Source organism: Streptomyces sp. NPDC046881, from assembly GCF_040645015.1.
GTDB lineage: Bacteria > Actinomycetota > Actinomycetes > Streptomycetales > Streptomycetaceae > Streptomyces.
The window spans coordinates 38,242-56,911 of the sequence record NZ_JBEYXJ010000052.1; the positions used below are offsets into that span (position 1 = coordinate 38,242).

At 75.6% G+C, this 18,670-nt stretch carries 8 protein-coding genes; all 8 read left to right on the plus strand.

Going from position 1 to position 18,670, the window contains the following annotated elements; translation table 11 throughout:
- Window positions 1-48: 48 nt before the first annotated feature.
- The 8 genes from ABZ923_RS23820 to ABZ923_RS23855 all read left to right on the plus strand — a co-directional run bounded on the left by ABZ923_RS23820 (window position 49) and on the right by ABZ923_RS23855 (window position 18,520).
- Window positions 49-825, plus strand: coding sequence for an alpha/beta fold hydrolase (locus tag ABZ923_RS23820; protein ID WP_361475144.1), 777 nt, complete (start codon window positions 49-51; stop codon window positions 823-825).
- On the plus strand, window positions 818-4,225 hold the full coding sequence (locus ABZ923_RS23825; protein ID WP_361475146.1) for an amino acid adenylation domain-containing protein: 3,408 nt from the start codon (window positions 818-820) through the stop codon (window positions 4,223-4,225). Before ABZ923_RS23820 ends, ABZ923_RS23825 begins: the two co-directional genes overlap by 8 nt.
- Window positions 4,222-8,796, plus strand: a complete 4,575-nt coding sequence (locus ABZ923_RS23830) for an amino acid adenylation domain-containing protein (protein WP_361475148.1) — start codon at window positions 4,222-4,224, stop codon at window positions 8,794-8,796. Before ABZ923_RS23825 ends, ABZ923_RS23830 begins: the two co-directional genes overlap by 4 nt.
- Complete coding sequence (locus ABZ923_RS23835; RefSeq protein ID WP_361475150.1) at window positions 8,793-14,087, plus strand: amino acid adenylation domain-containing protein; 5,295 nt, start codon at window positions 8,793-8,795, stop codon at window positions 14,085-14,087. The genes ABZ923_RS23830 and ABZ923_RS23835 overlap by 4 nt, the downstream gene beginning before the upstream one ends.
- A gap of 255 nt (window positions 14,088-14,342) precedes the next feature.
- Window positions 14,343-14,543 (plus strand): MbtH family NRPS accessory protein, encoded by a 201-nt coding sequence (locus tag ABZ923_RS23840; protein ID WP_030340758.1) that lies wholly within the window; start codon window positions 14,343-14,345, stop codon window positions 14,541-14,543.
- Window positions 14,544-14,616: 73 nt separating this feature from the next.
- Window positions 14,617-16,446: an amino acid adenylation domain-containing protein gene (locus ABZ923_RS23845; protein WP_361475153.1), complete on the plus strand. Its 1,830-nt coding sequence runs from the start codon at window positions 14,617-14,619 to the stop codon at window positions 16,444-16,446.
- Window positions 16,443-17,402, plus strand: coding sequence for a chlorinating enzyme (locus tag ABZ923_RS23850; RefSeq protein WP_361475155.1), 960 nt, complete (start codon window positions 16,443-16,445; stop codon window positions 17,400-17,402). The genes ABZ923_RS23845 and ABZ923_RS23850 overlap by 4 nt, the downstream gene beginning before the upstream one ends.
- Window positions 17,402-18,520, plus strand: a complete 1,119-nt coding sequence (locus tag ABZ923_RS23855) for an alpha/beta hydrolase (protein ID WP_361475157.1) — start codon at window positions 17,402-17,404, stop codon at window positions 18,518-18,520. Before ABZ923_RS23850 ends, ABZ923_RS23855 begins: the two co-directional genes overlap by 1 nt.
- Window positions 18,521-18,670 lie beyond the last annotated feature (150 nt).

Genomic DNA, 18,670 nt, shown 5'->3' on the forward strand with positions numbered 1-18,670 from the left:
GAATGTCCCGACTGTTCCCGCGCCCGGGCGCGCCAAGACCCTGGTCCCATGAACTCGTTGCGGCTCTGGTACAGGAGCGAGGAGGTCCGGATGTGGCTGCTGTGCCTGCCGCCCGGAGGCGGCGGCGCGCACCAGTTCCGGAGCTGGTCCGACCGTCTTCCGCCGGCCCTGGGCGTCGCCGCCGTGGAACTGCCCGGGCACGGTGCCCGGTCCGCCGAGCCCCCGCTCACCGACCTCGACGCGCTCTGCGCGCAACTCGCCGCCGACGTCCTGCCGTTGCTGGGCCGGCCCGTGCTGCTCTACGGCCACAGCATGGGCGCGGTCATCGCCCACGACCTCGCCCAGGTGCTGCGCGTCCAGCGCGGCTGGCGGCCCGCCGCGCTGGTCGCCGCCGCCGGCGACCCGCCGGACCGGCCGCTGCCCGCCGGCCTGGACACCGTGTCCGACGAGGACCTGACCGGCCTGCTGCGGGCCTGGGGCGGTGCCACCGCCGAACTCCTCGACGACCCGCGGTACCTCGCCGAGACGCTGCCCCTGGTCCGCGCCGACCTCGCCCTGGTCGCCGGACGCACCCCGCGCGACCAGCCGCCGCTCGACTGTCCCGTCCACGTCTACCTCGGCGCGCGGGACACCACCGTCGACGCGGGCCCGGCCGTCGAGGGCTGGGCCGGCCGCACCACGGGGGGCCACACCGTGCGGACCTTCCCCGGCGGCCACTTCTTTCCCCAGCAGTCGCAGGACGAGTTGCTCACCGCCCTGGTCGAGGACGCCGACGCGGCCGTGGGCGGCCGGCTGCTCGCGGCAGAAGGAGTGGCACATGGCTGACCCCCGCAGCACCACGGAAGACCCCAGGGAGCGCGCGGACGCCCTCTCGGCCGAGCGCCGCGCCCTGCTCACCCTGGAACTGGCCCGGCGCCGGGCCGCGGCCAACCGCCCGGTACGCCGCCCCCGTCCGGGCCCCGAGGCGCGCTTCCCGCTCTCCTACGCCCAGGAACGGCTGTGGTTCCTCGACCAGGCGGACCCGGGGACCACCGCGTACGTCATGCCGGGCGGGATGCGGCTGCGCGGCCCGCTGGACACGGCGGCCCTGGGCCGGGCGCTCACCGAGCTCGTGCGCCGCCACGAGGCCCTGCGGACCACGTTCCCGGCCGAGGGCGGCAAGCCCGAGCAGCGCATCGGACCGCCCCGCCCGGTGCCCCTGCCCGTCACCGACCTCGGCGCGGCCGCCCCCGGGGACCAGGAGGCCGCCGTCGCCGAGTGCTGCCGCGCCGAGGCCGCCCGGTCCTTCGACCTCACCCGCGACCTGATGCTGCGCACCCGGCTGCTGCGCCTGGCCGACGACGACCACGTACTGCTGCTGAGCCTGCACCACATCGCCGCCGACGGCTGGACACTGGATGTGCTCCAGCACGAGATCGGGGTGCTGTACGACGCCTTCCGGCACGGCACCGCGCACGGGCTGCCCGAACTGGACGTCCAGTACGCCGACTACGCCGTCTGGCAGCGCGCCTGGCTCGACCAGGGTCTGCTGGAGGAACAGCTCGCCTACTGGCGGGAACGGCTGACGGACGTGCCCGTGCTGGAGCTGCCCGCCGACCTGCCCGGTGCCGCGGAGCGGACCTGGCGGGGCGCGTCGGTGCCGTTCACCGTGCCCGCCCGGCTGTGGCGCCGGGTGGGCGAGCTGGCCGGGCGGACGGGCGTCACCCCCTACATGGTCCTCGTCGCCGCGTTCGCCGTCGTCCTGTCCCGGTGGAGCGGACAGCGGGACCTGGTGATCGGCTCGCCCGTGGCGGGCCGCAGCCACCCCGAACTGGAACGGCTCGCCGGGTTCTTCGTCAACACGCTGCCGCTGCGCGTGGACCTCTTCGGTACCCCGTCCTTCGCCACACTGCTCGAACAGGTGCGGGTGACCTGCACCGACGCCTACGCCCACCAGGAAGTGCCGTTCGGTAAACTGGTCCAGGCGCTCGCCCCGGACCGCTCCCAGGGCCCGGTCCCCCTGGTCCAGGTGATGCTGGCGCTGCGGGACACACCGGCCGAGGACGTGGCGCTCGACGGCATCGAGGCCGAACAGCTCGACGTGGTGCTCACCGGGCGGTCCAGCAAGTTCGACCTCGTCCTCGACCTCGTCGCGGCCCGGGACGGACGGCTGAGCGGCCGCGTGGAGTTCAGCACCGACCTGTTCGTGGACGCCACGGCCGAGGCCGTCGGACAGGCCTTCGTGCAGCTGCTGACGGCGGCCACCCGGGACCCCGAACTGCCCGTGGACCGGCTGCCGCTGCTCTCCCCGGAGGAACGCGACCGCATCCTGTACGAGCTGTCCGGCGACGGTGACGCGAGCGCCGCCGACACCGCCGGCTGCCTGCACCCCCTCATCGACCGCACGGCAGCACAGCACCCGGACGCCCCCGCGGTGCTGTGCGGCGAGGTCACCCTCACCTACCGGGAGCTCGTCGAACGCGCCAACGCGCTCGCCCACGCACTGCGCGGCCTCGGCGCCGGCCCGGAACAGCTGGTGGGCGTCTGCCTGCCGAAGTCCGCGGACATGGTCGTCGCCCTGCTCGCCATCCTGAAGGCGGGCGCCGGCTACATGCCGCTCGACCCCCGCTACCCGCGCCGGCGCGTCCAGCTGATGGTCCGCGACTCGCGCGTGCCCGTCGTCGTCACCGACGCCGCCGTCACCGCGAGCGGCCTGCTCGACGCGCCCGCCGACGGCACCGGCCCCCGGCTGGTCCTGATCGAGGAGTCCACCGGGCGGCGCTCCGATCCGCCGGCCGACCTCGCCGCCGAACGCACCCTCGCCTACGTCATCTACACCTCCGGCTCCACCGGCGTGCCCAAGGGATCGGCCAACGAGCACGGCGGCGTGGTCAACACGCTCCTCGGCCTCAACCGCCGCCTCGGCCTGGACGCCTCCGACCGGATGCTCGCGATCTCCTCGCTGAACTACGACATGTCCGTGTACGAGATCTTCGGCCCGCTGCTGGCCGGCGGCTGTGTGGTCGTCCCCCGGGACGACGACGTCACCGACCCCGAGCGGTTGCGCCGGCTGCTCGTGGACACGGGCGTGACCGCGTGGAGCAGCGCGCCCGCCCTGCTGGAGATGCTGGTGGCCCACGCCCGCGGACACGGCGGTCTGCCGGGAAGCGCGCTGCGGCTGGCCGTGCTCGGCGGCGACCGGCCCGCGCCGACCCTGGCCGACCGGCTGGCCGGCCTGGTCCCCGACGTCCGCCTGTACAACCTGGCGGGCATGACCGAGACGTCGTACTGCACCCTGTACCACCTGGTGCGCCGGCCCGAACCGGTGCCGGGCAGCATCCCGTGGGGCAGGCCGCTGCCCAACCAGCGGGTCTACGTCCTCGACGCCCACGGCGAACCGGTCCCGGCCGGCGTGCGCGGCGAACTGTTCGTCGGCGGTGCGGCCGTACGCCGCGGCTACTGGCGCAGGCCGGACCTGACCGCGCAGCGGTTCGTCCCCGACCCGTTCGGCGCCGTACCGGGCGGGCGGCTGTACCGCACCGGTGACGCGGCCCGCTGGCGCGCGACCGGCGAGCTGGAGTTCCTCGGCCGCCTGGACCACCAGGTGAAACTCCGGGGCCTGCGCATCGAGCCCGGCGAGATCGAGGTCGCGCTCGCGGCGCACCCGGACGTGGAACGCGGCGTGGTGCTGATGCGCGGGGAGGACCTGGACCAGCGCCTGGTCGCCTACCTCACCGCCTCCGGGCCGCTGCCGCCCAGCTCCGGCGAGCTGCGCCGCTTCCTGCGGGAGAGACTGCCGGAGCACATGGTGCCGTCGGCGTTCGTCCTGCTGGACCGGCTGCCGCTGCTGCCCAGCGGCAAGCTCGACCGCTCCGCGCTCCCGGACGCCGCCCCGGTCCGTTCCGAGGCCGTCGCCTACGTCGAGCCGGCCGGGCCGCTGGAAGAGGTCCTGGCCGGCGTCTGGGCCGACGTGCTGAAGGTGGACCGGGTCGGGGCGGGCGACGACTTCTTCGAACTGGGCGGCCACTCCCTGCTGGTGACCCAGGCGGTCTCCCGGATCCGCGACCTGTTCCGGGTCGACCTGTCCATCCGGGGCTTCCTGGCCGCCAGCACCCTGCCGGCCCTCGCCGCTCACCTGCGCGTGACGGCCGACGCGCAGGGCGTGGACGCCGACCGCGTCGCCCAGCTGGTGCTCCAGGTGGGTGCCATGTCCGAGGAACAGGTGCAAAGGAGCCTGGCCGAATGAGCGCCCGCCTCACCGCCGACCAGCGCAGGCTGCTGGAGCGGCTCCTCGACGAGCAGGCCGGGCAGGCCGGACAGCCGCGCCGGGCCGCGCCGGTACCGGGCGCAGCCGACCGGGCACGCTCCCAACCGTCCTTCGCCCAGCAGCGGATCTGGTTCTTCGACCGGGTCAGGCCGGGCTCGTCGCTCTACACCATCACCGGCGTCGCACACCTGCGCGGAGCGCTCGACATCCCCGTGCTGCGCCGCGCCCTGGACGAGGTCCTGCGCCGGCACGAGTCGCTGCGCACCACCTTCCCCGGCCGGCACGAACCCTGGGCACGGGTCGACGAGGCCGGCCCCGTCGACCTGCCCGAGACGGACCTGTCCGGGCTGCCGGAGGAGCGGCGCGCCGAGGCCGTGCAGGAGCACCTCGCCGCGGAGGCCGCCCGCCCGTTCGACCTGGCCCGCGACCGGATGCTGCGCTGCGCGCTGCTGCGGCTGGCCCCCGGCGAACACCTCCTGCAGCTGTCCATGCACCACATCGCCGCCGACGGCTGGTCCCTCGGTGTCCTCATCGGCGAACTCGGCGCGCTGTACGCGGCGTTCCGGCAAGGACGGCCCTCACCGCTGCCCGAACTGGGCGTGCAGTACGCCGACTACGCCCGCTGGCAGCGGGAGCTGACCGAGGAGCCCCGCCACGCCGAACTGCTGAAGAAGTGGACCGACCGGCTCGCCGGGGCCGCCCCGCTCGACATGGTGACCGACCGGCCGAGGCGGAAGGAGGAGTCGTACGCGGGCGGCTGGGTCGACCTGGAGCTGGAGCCCGGACTCGTCACCCGGATCAAGCGGCTCGCCGACCGGGAACGCGCCACGCCCTTCATGGTGCTGTCGGCCGCGTTCGCCGCGCTGCTCGCCCGCTGTGCCGGCGGGGCCGAGGACGTCCTGCTGGGCTGCGCGGTGGCCGGCCGCGACCGGACCGAGATCGAGCCGCTCATCGGATTCTTCGTCAACACCCTGCCCCTGCGGCTGGACCTGAGCGGGAACCCGTCGCTGCGCACCCTCGTCGGCCGGGCCAGGGAGGCCTGCACCGACCTCTACGCCTGGCAGGAGGTGCCGTTCGAGCGGATCGTGCAGGCGCTGCGGCCCGAGCGGGACCCGGGGGCGCGCGTGCCGCTGGTCCGGCACATGCTGGTCCTGCACAACACGCCCCGCCCCCGCCTCGAACTCCCGGGCCTGGACGTGGCCGTCCTGCCGGTGCAGACCGGCACCTCGAAGTTCGAGCTGGAGGTGGAGCTGGCCCCCACCCCGGACGGCGGCCTCACCGGCTGGGTCGAGTACGCGCGGGAACTGTTCGACGAGTCCACCGTCACCCGGCTCGCCCAGGGGCTGCGCCTGCTGCTGGCCGACGGCGTGGCCCGGCCGGACACCCCCGTGCGGGACCTGAACCTCCTCGGCGACGCGGACCGGGACCTCGTCGCGCGGTACGCGCACCGCACACCGGCGCACGACGTGGCCGGGCAGAACCTGCCACTGCTGTTCGAGCGCACGGCGGACGAGCGGGCCTCGGCCACCGCCGTGGTGCACGACGGCGAGCGGGTCGGCTACGCCGAACTCGACCGCCGCGCCAACCGCATCGCCCACTGCCTGCGCGCCCGGGGCGTGGGCCCCGAGGACGTGGTCGGGATCGCCCTGCCGCGGTCGGCGGACGGGATCGCCGCGATGCTCGGGGCGCTCAAGGCGGGCGCGGCCTTCCTCCCGCTGGACCCCGTGCTGCCCCCGCGGCGCCTGGCCCGCCTCGCCGCCGACGCCGCGGTCCACGCGGTGCTCACCGAGTCCGACACGACGGCCCGCCGGCTGGTGGCCGCCGCTCGGGAGGACGGGCCGACGGCGCCGCCCGTGCTGAGCGTGACGGACGACGCGATCCGGCACGCCCCGGACACCCGGCCCGGCGTCACCGTCTCGCCGCACACCAGCGCCTACGTCCTCTACACCTCCGGGTCGACCGGGCGGCCCAAGGGCGCGGTGAACGAGCACGCGGCCGTCGTCAACCGGATCCTGTGGATGCAGGCGGAGTACCGGCTCCGGCCCGACGAGGCGGTCCTGCACAAGACCCCCCTCGGCTTCGACGTGTCCGTCTGGGAGTGGCTCTGGCCGCTCGCCGTGGGCGCCCGCGTCGTGGTGGCCGACGGGGACGGGCGCCGCGACCCCGCCGTCATCGCCGGGCTGATCCGCGACCACGCCGTGACCACCTGCCACTTCGTCCCCTCCATGCTGCGGATCTTCCTGGACGACCCCGCGGCGGCCGGCTGCGCCGGATCCCTGCGCCGGATCGTGTGCAGCGGAGAGGCCCTGCCGCCCGCCCTCGCGGCCCGCGTCCGGGAGGTGCTGCCCGGGGTGGCGCTGCACAACCTGTACGGCCCGACCGAGGCGGCCATCGACGTGACCGCGTGGACCGTACCCGGGAACCTGGACGCCGAGGAGTGGGCCCGGCTGCCGATCGGCACCCCGATCGCGGGGGCACGGGCCCACGTCCTGGACGAGCGGATGCGTCCCGTGCCGCCGGGCCTGCCCGGGGAACTCTTCCTCGGCGGGCTCCCGGTGGGCCGCGGATACCGCGGACGCCCCGGCCTCACCGCGCAGCGCTTCGTGCCCGACCCCTTCGCACCCGGCCGGCGCCTGTACCGCACCGGAGACCGGGCCCGCTGGCTGCCCGACGGCACCCTCGACTTCCTCGGCCGACTCGACTCCCAGCTCAAGATCCGCGGCCAGCGCATCGAACCCGGCGAGATCGAGACGGTTCTCGGCGCCCATCCGGCCGTCGAGCGGGCGGCGGTCGAGCCGTACCGGGACGCGGCCGGCGACCTCCAGCTCGCCGCCTACGTCGGCCTGCGCGAGGACGCGACGGGCCCGGGCGAGGACGAGGCCGCCGAACACGCCGAGCACGTCGACCGGTGGCGCACCGTCTTCGACGAGACCTACCGGGACTCCCGCCCCGACGACCCCACCTTCGACACCGTCGGCTGGGTGGACTCCGCCACCGGCGAACCCATCCCCGACGCCGAGATGCGGACCTGGGTCGAGGAGACCGTGGCCCGCATCGGCGCCCTGCGGCCGCGCCGGGTGCTGGAGATCGGCTGCGGCACCGGCCTGCTGCTGTTCCGCATCGCCCCCGGCTGCGCGCTCTACCACGGCACCGACGTCTCCGCCGAGGTCGTCGACCGCCTGCGCCCGCACACCGAGCGGCTCGACGGCACCCGCGTGGAACTGTCCCGGCGCGCCGCCGACGACTTCTCCGGCCTGCCCGCGGGCGGCTACGACACGGTGATCCTCAACTCGGTCGTCCAGTACTTCCCCGACGCCGACTACCTGGTGCGCGTGGTGCGCGGCGCGCTGTCGCTGCTCGCACCGGGCGGCCGCCTGTTCCTCGGGGACGTACGCAACCTCCAACTGCTCGACGCGCTGCACACCTCGATCCTGCTGCACCGGCTCCCGCCCGGCACACCCGTGCGCACCCTGCGCCGGCTGGTCGCCCGGCAGGCGGCCCGCGAGGAGGAACTCCTCGTGCACCCCGCCCTGTTCGAGGCGGTGGCCGGCCCCGACGCCACGGTCACCGTCCTCGCCAAGACCTCGCCGTACCGCAATGAACTGACCCGCTTCCGCTACGACGTGATCATCACCGCCCGTCCCGCCGAGGCACCGCCCGCCCCGCCCGCCGACTGGCGGCCCTGGCCGGGACCGGCCGCACTGCCCGGCGACCGCGAGCCGGTCCCCTTCGGCTGGCGCGGGGTGCCCGACGCCCGGCTGGGCGCGGACCTGCGCGCGGTCCGGGCGCTGCACACGGCCGGCGACGACGGGACCGTGGACGACCTGCGCCGCACACTGGCCGCCACCCCCGAGGACCCGGCGGCCGACCCGGCCGCCCTCGCCGAACACGCCCGCGCGGCCGGCTTCTCGATGGTGCCGCACCTCGGAGCCGAACCCGGCACCCTGGACCTGGAGTTCCCGGATCCCGCCGCGACGCCGTGCGCCCCCGCCCGGCTCCCGGGCCCCGACGGGAGCACCGGCACCTGGTCCGCGTACACCAACGATCCGCGACGCGCGGCCCGCGAACGCCTGGCCGTCGCGGCCCTGCGCGAGCACCTGGCCGCGACGCTGCCCGACTTCATGGTGCCGGCCTCGCTGATCGTGCTGCAGGAGTGGCCGCTCGGACACACCGGCAAACTGGACCGGGCCGCCCTGCCCGCACCCGACGGGCTGCGCCCGACCCTGGCCACCGGCTTCGTGGCTCCGCGCACCGCGACCGAACGCGCGGTGGCGCGGGTGTGGTGCGAGGTCCTCGGCGTCGACCGCATCGGTGTCCACGACGACTTCTTCGCCCTCGGCGGCCACTCCCTCCTGGCCGTCCAACTCGTCGGCAGGCTCCGCGCCCTGCCCGGCGGCGACCTCTCCGTCGGCGCCCTGCTGCGCGCGCCCACCGTCGCCGCCGTCGCCGCCCTCCTGGACCGGGCGTCGGACACGGCGGCGAAACCCGTGCCCATCCAGCGCGCCGCACGCCACCCGATCAGCGAGCCCTGGGCGGAGGAGGGCCGATGAGTACCAGCTTCGTGGAGCTGCTGCGCGAACGGGCCGGGACGGCGCCGCACCGCCTGGCCCTGGAGTTCGCGCTCGGCGAGGACCACTACCTGCGCCTGGACCACGCCGGACTCGACCGGCGCGCCCGCGCCGTCGCCGCGCTGGTCCAGGACCACGTCGCGCCCGGTGGCCGGGTCCTGATCGTCCTTCAGCCCGGGCCCGACTACGTCAGCGCCTTCCTGGGCTGTTTGTACGCCGGAGCGGTGGCCGTGCCCGTCTACCCGCCCACCGGAGCGCGCGGCCGGGAACGGCTGGCCGCCGTGATCGCCGACGCCGGAGCCGGACTCGCCCTGGCCGACCGGGAGTTCCTGGACGGCCCGGCCGGCGCACGCGACGGACTCGGCACGGACGGTACGGTGCACTGGGCGGCCGGCGACGCCGTCGACCCGGCCCGGGCCGTGGACTGGACCGAGCGCCGCCCCGGCCCGGACGACCTCGCGTTCCTGCAGTACACCTCGGGCTCCACCGGCCGCCCCAAAGGGGTCATGGTCAGCCACGGCAACCTGGTGCACAACTCGGCCGTCATCGCGCGCGCCCTCGGCCTGACCGAGGACAGCCGGGCCGTCAGCTGGCTGCCGCCGTACCACGACATGGGGCTGATCGGCGGCATCCTGCAACCGCTGCACACCGGTTTCCCCTGCACCCTGCTGTCCCCGCTGGCCTTCATGTACCGTCCGGCACGCTGGCTGCGCGAACTGACCCGGACCCGCGCCACGGTCACCGCCGCACCCGACTTCGCCTACGGTGAGGCGATCCGCCGGGTCAGCCCCGAGGACCGCCGCGCCCTGGACCTGTCGGCGCTGCGGCACGCCCTGGTCGGCGCCGAGCCGGTGCGCGGCACCACACTCGACCGGTTCGCCGAGACCTTCGCGGGCACCGGCTTCCACCGGTCGGCCTTCGCGCCCTGCTACGGCCTCGCCGAGGCCACCCTCTTCGTCTCCGGCGCGGCCCGCCCGGCCGCGGAACCGGCCCGGCTGCGGGTGGAGCGGGCCGCGCTGGACGCGGGCCGGGCCGTCGTCGCGCCCGGCGGCCCGCACAGCCGCGAACTGGTCGGCTGCGGCTGGGCCGGGCACGAGGACCTCCTGCTGGTCGTCGACCCCGCGTCGGGCCGCCCGCTGCCCGACGACGAGGTGGGCGAGGTGTGGGTCAGCGGGCCCACGGTGGCGCTCGGCTACTGGCAGCGGCCCCGGCAGACCCGCGACACCTTCGCCGCCCGCGCCGCCGGCCACCCCCGGCGAGCCTTCCTGCGCACCGGGGACCTGGGCTTCCGGCACGACGGTGAGCTCTTCCTCACCGGCCGGGACGACGACCTGATGATTGTCCGGGGCCGCAACCACTACGCTCCCGATCTCGAACAGACCGCGGAGGCCGCGCACCCCGCGCTCCAGCCCGCGCGCAGCGCCGCGTTCACCGTGGACGACGACGCCGGGAGCCGGATCGTCCTCGTCCACGAGGTGCGCGGGCGGCTGGACGCCGACGCCGTCACCCGGATCACCGCCGCGGTCCGGGAGAGCGTGGCCGACGGGCACGGGGTGCGCGTCGACGACGTCGTCCTGGTGCGGCTCGGCGCGATCCCGCGGACCAGCAGCGGCAAGATCCGCCGGGCGGAGTGCCGTACCCGCTGGCTGGCCGGCGACCTCGTGCCCGTGGCCGCGCCCCCGGCCGCCGCCCCACCCGCCGCCGTCCAGCCCGCCGCCGGGCCGCAGGACGGCCTGCTCCGGCTCGCCGCGGCCGAACTGGGGACCTCACCGGCCGCCCTCGACCCCGACACACCGCTGGTCGCCCAGGGCCTGGACTCGCTGCGCGCGGTGCGCCTGCTGGCCGTGCTGCGGGAGGAGCACAAGCTCGCCGTGACCCTCGCCGCCCTGCTCGGCGGACTCACCCCGCGCGAACTCGCCGGCCTCCCCCAGCAGGAGCCGGGCGAACCCGCCGCCGACGGCCCCCCGGGGCTGACCGCCGCGCAGGAACGGATGTGGCTGCTGGACCAGATGGGAGCCGGCGGCGCCTACCACATCGCGGGCGGACTCGACCTGACCGGCCCGCTGGACGCCGGCGTGTTCCAGGAGTGCCTCACCCACCTCCTCGCCACCACACCCGCACTGCGCTCGGTGTTCCCCGCCGGCCCCGACGGCCTGCCCACCGTGGAGGTCCGGCCGCCCGACGACAGCCACCGGCCGACCGTGGTGGACCTGCCCGGGCCGCCGCGGGAACCCGGCCGGGCGGCACGCGCCCGTGACCTCCTCGCCCGGCTCGCCGCCGAACCCTTCGACCTCGCCGCCGGGCCGCTCGTACGGGTGCTGCTGGTCCGGCTGGGGCCCGCCCGGTGGATGCTCGGACTCGCCGCCCACCACATCGTGCTGGACGGCTGGTCCCTCGGGCTGCTGCTGCGCCGGCTCGCCGACAGCTACCGCAGGCTGACGCGGGGCGGCACCCCGCCGGGTCCCGCAGCCGACCGGCCACCCGCGCCCCGCCCGGCCTTCACCGACGCCGACGCCGAGTTCTGGCGGGCGCAGATCGGTACGGCCCGACCGGTCGCCCTGCCCACCGACCGCCCGGCCCCCGCCCTGCCGACCTGGCGCGGGGGAGCACTGCCGGTCCGCGTCGACGCCGGCCTCGCCCGCCGGCTGCGGACGCTCGCGGCCGGGCGCGCAGCCACCCCGTTCATGGTCCTGACGGCCGCCTTCGGCGTGCTGCTCGGCCGGTGGAGCGGCCAGGACGACCTGGTGGTGGGCACCGTCGTGTCCGGCCGGGGCCGGGGCGAGGACACGCACCACGTGGGCCTGCTGGCCGACACGGTGCCGATCCGCGTCAGCCTGCGGCCCCCCGACGAAGACCCCGCGACCGCGGTGGACTTCACGACGGTCCTCGACCGGGTCCGCGCCGCCTGCCTGGCCGTCCACGGCCACCCGGCGAACGCGTTCCACGACATCGTCCGCGCCCTCGGCGGACAACCCGACGGCAGCCGGGCCCCCGTCGTACGCACCCTGCTGGTGCTCCAGAACCTGCCCGTCGAACCCTGGGAGGCGGCGGGCGTCCGCGCCGAGCCGTTCGAACTGCCCTCGCCGGGCGCCCAGTTCGAGCTGTCGGTGCATCTCGCGGAGAGCCCGGACGGCTCGCTGACGGGCCACGCGGTGTACGCCGCGGACCTCTTCGACGAGGCCACCGTCGCCGGCCTGCTGGACGGCCTGCCGAACCTGCTGGCCGCTGCGCTCGACCGGCCCACGGCCCCCGTCGCCGACCTGCCGCTGCTCACGGCCGCCGACGTCGACGAGCGGGTGCGCACCGTCTGCAACGGCGGGCCCGCCGCCCTCGACGACGGCGTCGTGCACCACCTCCTCCGGCGGGCCGCCGGTGACTTCGCGGACGTCCCGGCCGTGGTCTGGGACGACGGGGCGCTCACCTACCGCGAGCTGATGACCCGTGTGCACGCGCTGGCCGCCCGGCTCGACGCGCTCGGCGTGGGCCCGGACCAGCCGGTCGCCGTCTGCCTGCCCCGCTCCCCGGAACTGGTCGTCGCGGTGTGCGCGGTGCTCGTCGCGGGCGGCGCCTACGTGCCGCTCGACCCCACCCACCCGCCGGCCCGGCTGGCCCGGCAGGTCACCGGCACCTCCGCCCGGGTGCTGATCGCCACGCGGGAGACGGCGGGGCGCGTGCTGTCCGGGCTCGGCGACACCGCCACCGCACCGGCCGTGCTCGACGCCGAGCCCGCCGCGGACCCGGCCACGCCCCCGGAGCCGCCGCACCCGGCACCGCGGGTACGGCCCGCACACCTGGCCAACATCCTGCACACCTCGGGCTCCACCGGCGAACCCAAGGCCGTCATGACCACGCACGCCGCCCTCGCCAACCGGCTGGCGTGGGTGCACGAGGAGTACGGGCTACGGCCCGGCGAGGCCGTGCTGCACAAGACCCCGGTGAGTTTCGACGTCGCCGGCTGGGAACTCCTGGCCCCGCTGACCACCGGCGCCACCGTGGTCCTGGCCCGGCCCGAGGGCCACCGCGACCCCGCCTACCTCGCCCGCCTGATCACCCGGCACGCCGTCACCACCTGCCACTTCGTGCCGTCCATGCTCGACGCCTTCCTGGCCGAACCCCAGGTGGCGGCCTGCGCGTCCGCGCTGCGCCGCGTGGTGTGCAGCGGCGAGGAACTGCCGCCCGCCCTCGCCGAGCGCTTCGCCCGCGTCCTGCCCGGAGTGGAGCTGCACAACCTGTACGGCCCCGCCGAGGCGGCCATCGACGTCACCGCCCACCCGGTCCCGCTGCCCCCGGCCGGCCGCACCCGCCTGCCGATCGGGCGGCCGATCGCCGGCACCGAGGTGTACGTCCTGGACTCCGCCGGACACCTCGCCCCGCCCATGGCGCCGGGCGAGCTGTACATCGGCGGCCTCGCACCGGCCCGCGGCTACCTCGGGCAGCCGGCGCTCACCGCGGAGAAGTTCGTCCCGCATCCCTTCGTCCCCGGTGCCCGGCTCTACCGCACCGGCGACCGCGGGCGCCTGCTGCCCGACGGCAGCCTGGAGTTCCTGGGCCGGACCGACCGGCAGTTCAAGATCCGCGGACAGCGGGTGGAGGCCGCGGAGATAGAGACCGTCCTCGGCCGCCATCCGGCGGTCCGCGTCGCCGTGGTGGCGGCCCGCCCCGGCCCGGACGGCCGGCCGCGCCTGCTGGCCTGGGCGGTGGCCGGCACCACCGCGCCCCCGGACCCCGGCGACCTGCGCGCCTTCCTGGCCGAGCGGCTGCCCCCCGGACTGCTGCCCGACGCCGTGCACCTGCTGGACCGGCTGCCGGTCGGTCCGCACGGGAAACTGGACCCGGCCGCGCTGCCCGAACCCGCGGCCCAGGAGCCGGCCGGCCGGCCCGGCGCACCCGCCCGGACCGCCCCCCGGGACGCCGTGGAACGCTCACTGGCCGGCATCTGGAGCGAGGTGCTGGGCATCGAGGAACCGTCCGTGACCGACGACTTCTTCGCCCTCGGCGGCCACTCGCTGCTGGCCACCCGGCTCGCCGTACGCGTCCGCGCCGACTTCGGGCTGGAGCTGCCGGTCGGGGAACTGCTGAGCGGCGGCCCGCTGACCATCGAACGGCTGGCCGGTCTCATCCAGAGCCGCCAGCTGACCCAGACCGACGGCGAGGAACTGGGCGAAGTCCTGGACTGGCTGGCCGAGTTGTCCGACGAACAGGTGGCGGAACTGCTGGCCGGCCAGGAGCAAGCCCGGCAACTCCCCGACACCGCACCCGACACCAGACCCTGACGGCTGTGCGGGAGCTTCCCGACTCTCGCCCCGCCGTCCCGGATGACATGCTGCCATCAAGATCACCCGACCTCGTCCCAGGGGGAGTGCCATGTCCGCGAGGGCGCGCCGCACGAGCGGCCGGAGGCGCGCACCCGCCGTGGCACTGCCGACGACGCCCCTGTCCGTGGGCCGCGGCGCCCACGGACGTCCCGTCCCGCGCCGGACCGGGACCCACGTACCCGCCGCACCGGAACCGACACACAGGGAGCGGACATGACCGACGCCGTGACCGCACGCTACGTCGTGGTCGTCAACGACGAGGAGCAGTACTCCATCTGGCCGGCCGGGAGGCTGGTGCCGGCCGGCTGGCGGGCGGTGGGCCGGGCCGCGACCAAGGACGCCTGCCTGGCCGACATCGAGACCCGGTGGACCGACATGAGGCCGCTGAGCCTGCGGCGGGCCATGGAGTCCTGAGCGCCGTCGGCCGGTCCCGTCCGGGAGCACGCCGACGTCTTGCAGGAACCGAGCCGACACACGAGGAGGGCGGATGCCCCAGGCAGCCCGAACGATCCCCCAGGCGTTCCGGGGTGCGGTCGCGCAATTCCCGGACAGGACGGCGGTCACCGCACCGGACGGTGATCTCACCTATCGCGAACTGGACGCCCGCACGGACGCGCTCGCCGCGGAACTCGTCCGCGCGGGCGCACGCAGGGGCTCGCTGGTGACCCTGCTGACGCCGCGCGGCACGGACCTCGTCGTGGGGATGCTCGGCATCCTCAAGGCGGGCGCCGCCTACCTGCCGATCGACCCGGAGTACCCGCCGGCCCGCATCGCGTGGACGGTCCGCGACAGCGGCTCCCCGCTGGCCGTCGTCACCCCGGCCACCGCCCACCTGCTGCCGGCGACCGGGCGGCACCCCGCCGTACGGGCCGTCACCCTGGACGGCCCGCCCACCGCGCCGGCCGGCCCCGCCGCACCGGATCCCGCCGGGGACGGCGCCGACCTCGCCTACGTCATCTACACCTCCGGCTCCACCGGCTTCCCCAAGGGCGTCCAGGTGGAACAGCACAGCGTGCTCCGCCTCTTCGACGCCGTACGGGAACACCTCGCCTTCGACGAGCACGACGTGTGGTCGATGTTCCACTCCGCCGCCTTCGACTTCTCCGTGTGGGAGACCTGGGGCCCGCTGCTGTCGGGCGGACGCCTGCTGATCGTCCCCCGGGAGGCCGCCCGGGCCCCGGAGGCCTTCCGCGACCTGCTGCGCGCCCAGGGCGTCACCGTGCTCAGCCAGACACCGTCGGCGTTCCACGGGCTCATGGCGGCCGACCTGCGGACCGCGGCCGACCCGGGCGCCCTGCGCCTGGTGATCCTCGGCGGCGAGGCACTGGACGTCGCGGCACTGCGGCCCTGGACCGACCGCTACGGCACCGACCGTCCCCGGCTGGTCAACATGTACGGCATCACGGAGGCGACGGTCCACGCCTCCTGCCGGCCGCTCGACCGCGCCGACCTGGACCGGCGCGGACCCAGCCCGATCGGGACCCCGCTCGCCGACCTCTCCTTCCACCTGCTCGGCGACGACGGCACGCCTCCCGCCGACGGCGAGCCCGGCGAACTGTTCATCGAGGGGCCGGGCGTGGCCCGCGGCTACCTGGGCCGTCCGGACCTGGAGGCGGAGCGGTTCGTCACACACGTCGGGGCCGACGGCGTACACCGCCGCCGGCTGCGCACCGGGGACCGGGTCGTCGCCCTGCCCGAGGGCGGCTACGGCTACCTGGGCCGGGTCGACGACCAGCTCAAGATCCGCGGCCACCGCGTCGAACCGGGCGAGATCGAAGCGGTCCTCGCCGGTCACGACGAGGTCCGGCGGGCGGTCGTCGTACCGCACGACCACGGCGACGGGGACGTCCGGCTCATCGCGTACGTGCAGTCCGCCGCCGCCCCCGAGTCCCTCGCCGCGGAACTCGCCAAGCTGGCCGGGGAACTGTTGCCCGCGTACATGTGCCCGTCCCGGTACGTCACGCTGACCGAACTGCCGCTCACCGCCAACGGCAAGGTGGCCAAGGACCGGCTGCCCGCCCCGCCCGGCGCGCCCGGACCCGCCGCCGCGGCCGGCCCCACCGCGGGCACCGCCGAGCGGATCACCGCGATCTGGCGGTCCGTGCTGGACGTGCCGCACGTGGGAGCCGACGAGGACTTCTTCTCCCTAGGCGGCACCTCCCTGTCCCTGGTGCGGATGTTCTCCCGGGTCAACGAGGAATTCGACACCGATCTCGACATCACCGTCCTGATCGGCGGGGCGACGGTGGGCGCGCTCGCCCCGCACGTCGACGCCGCGCTGGCCCAGCGCGCCCGACACCTTACGGAGACACCATGACGGCGCAGACCACCGACTTCTCCCTCACCCCCGAGGAACTGGCGGCCTTCCACCGCAACGGCTTCGCCGGCCCCTTCACCCTCTACGACCCCGAGGAGATCGCCGAGCAGTGGGGCCGGACCCGGCTGGAACTGCTCGACCGCAGCCACGCCGTCTACCGTGCCGACGCGGCCGTCTCGGGCAGCACCAACATCGCCAACTACGACCGCCACCTCGACCACCCGTTCCTCGCCCGGCACATCGGCCGCCCGGAGATCGTGGACCGCGTCGCCGGCATCCTCGGCCCCGACGTGCTGTGCTGGCGCACCGAGTTCTTCCCCAAGAACCCGGGCGACGAGGGCACCGACTGGCACCAGGCCGACACCTTCGCCAACGCCTCCGGCAGCCCGCAGATCCTGTGGCCCGGCGCATCGCGGTTCGGCGGCACCATCACCGTGTGGTGCGCCTTCAGCGAGGCCACCGTCGACATGGGCTGCCTGCAGTTCATCCCCGGCACCCACGAGTCCATGAACTACGACGAGACCAAACGCATGCACTACGCCCCCGAACGCAACGCGTCCGTGGTCAAGGACGGCGTGCGGCGCGGCTTCTTCGGCTACGACTACCGGGAGTTGCAGATCGACCCGGACTTCAAGCCCGACGAGTCGAAGGCCGTGTCGATGGAGATGCGCGCCGGGCAGTTCATCGTCTTCTGGTCGACCCTCATGCACGCCTCCCACCCGCACTCCGGCAGGAGCAGGCAGATGAGGATGGGCTACGCGTCCCGGTACGTCCCCACCTCGGTGCGGATCTACCCGGACACCGAGGTCATCGAGGAGTACGGCGGCACGGTGAGCCTGGACCGCTACGGCGCGGTGCTGGTCAGCGGCGAGGACCGCTACGGCCACAACGCCCTCGCCGAACACACCACCCGGGGCGTCCCGTTCCAGCGCCGCTCCCGGCCGGCGGCCCGGTGATGGACCCGTCGAGGCGCCTGGCGGAGGCGCTCGTCGACGCCGACGCCCTCGTCCGCGCCGTGCCCGGCCTGCGGATCGCCTCGACGGCCGGCGCCCCGCTCTCCCAGGAGCGGCTGGACGCCGTCACCGGGCACCTGGGACTGCCCCGGCTGGAGGTGGTCACGGACCCCGACGGCCTGTGGTCCGTGGAACTGGCACTCACCAGACATCTGGCCCGCGCGAGCGCCGGGGACGGCACGGCCGCCGGGCCGGCCCGGCCGGCGGGGGAGTGGCGTACCGAGGGGCCGATACCGGTCCGGGCCGCCGACGGCACCGCGCTGCGCTGCTGGTCGGCCGGGCCCCCGGAGGCCCCCGTCGTCGCCCTGGTGACGGCCTGCGGCATGCCGGTGGCGCTCACCGCGGGATGGATACGGGCGCTGGCCGGTCCGTTCCGGGTGGTGACCTGGGAGAGCCGGGGCATGTTCGGCGCACCGGGCGCGGACGGTCCCGCCCCGCTCGGCGCGCACGACGTGGCCTCCCAGACCGGCGACCTGCTCGCGGTCCTCGACGCCCTGGACGTGCCCAGCGCCCATGTGATGGGGCTGTGCGGCGGAGCGGTCCTCGCACTGGCCGCGGCGGCCACCGCCGGCCCGCGGGTGAGCTCGCTGAGCCTGTGGCACGGCGACTACGACCTCGGGGACGCGGCACCGCGGACCGAGCACCAGCGTGACATGCAGGCCATGATGGCGATGGCCGCCCGCAGCCCGGAGAAGGCGGCGGGCGTGCACCGGCTGATGCGCCGCCCCGTGGTGCTGGACTCGCTGCGCCCCGACATCGCCCACCACCTCATCTACCCCTACGCGACACCGCTGTTGCTGCACCGCTACGGCCTGCTCAACGGAGCGATCATGTCCCACGACTCCCGTCCGTACCTGTCGGCCGCCCAGCCCGCCCTCGTGGTGACCAGCCGGGACGACGTCACCGCCCACCCGGCCGGATCGCGCTGTGTCGCGGCCCGCCTGCCCCGGGCGCACCTGGTCACCCGGCCGTCCGGCGACCACCTCACCGCGTTCGACGCGGGCCCGGAGGTGGTCCGGCTCGCCGAGCGGTTCCTGAGCGACGTCCTGGAGGACGCATGAGGCAGTTCGAGGACACCGGCCCGGCCGGCCGGCTGGTGGCGGTGCTGCGCGAGCACGCGGCCGTGGCCGACGCCGCCGTGGAGATACCGGACGACGGCGGCCCCGCCGTCGTCCGCCTGGTCCCCGATCCGGAGCGGGCACCGCAGCTGC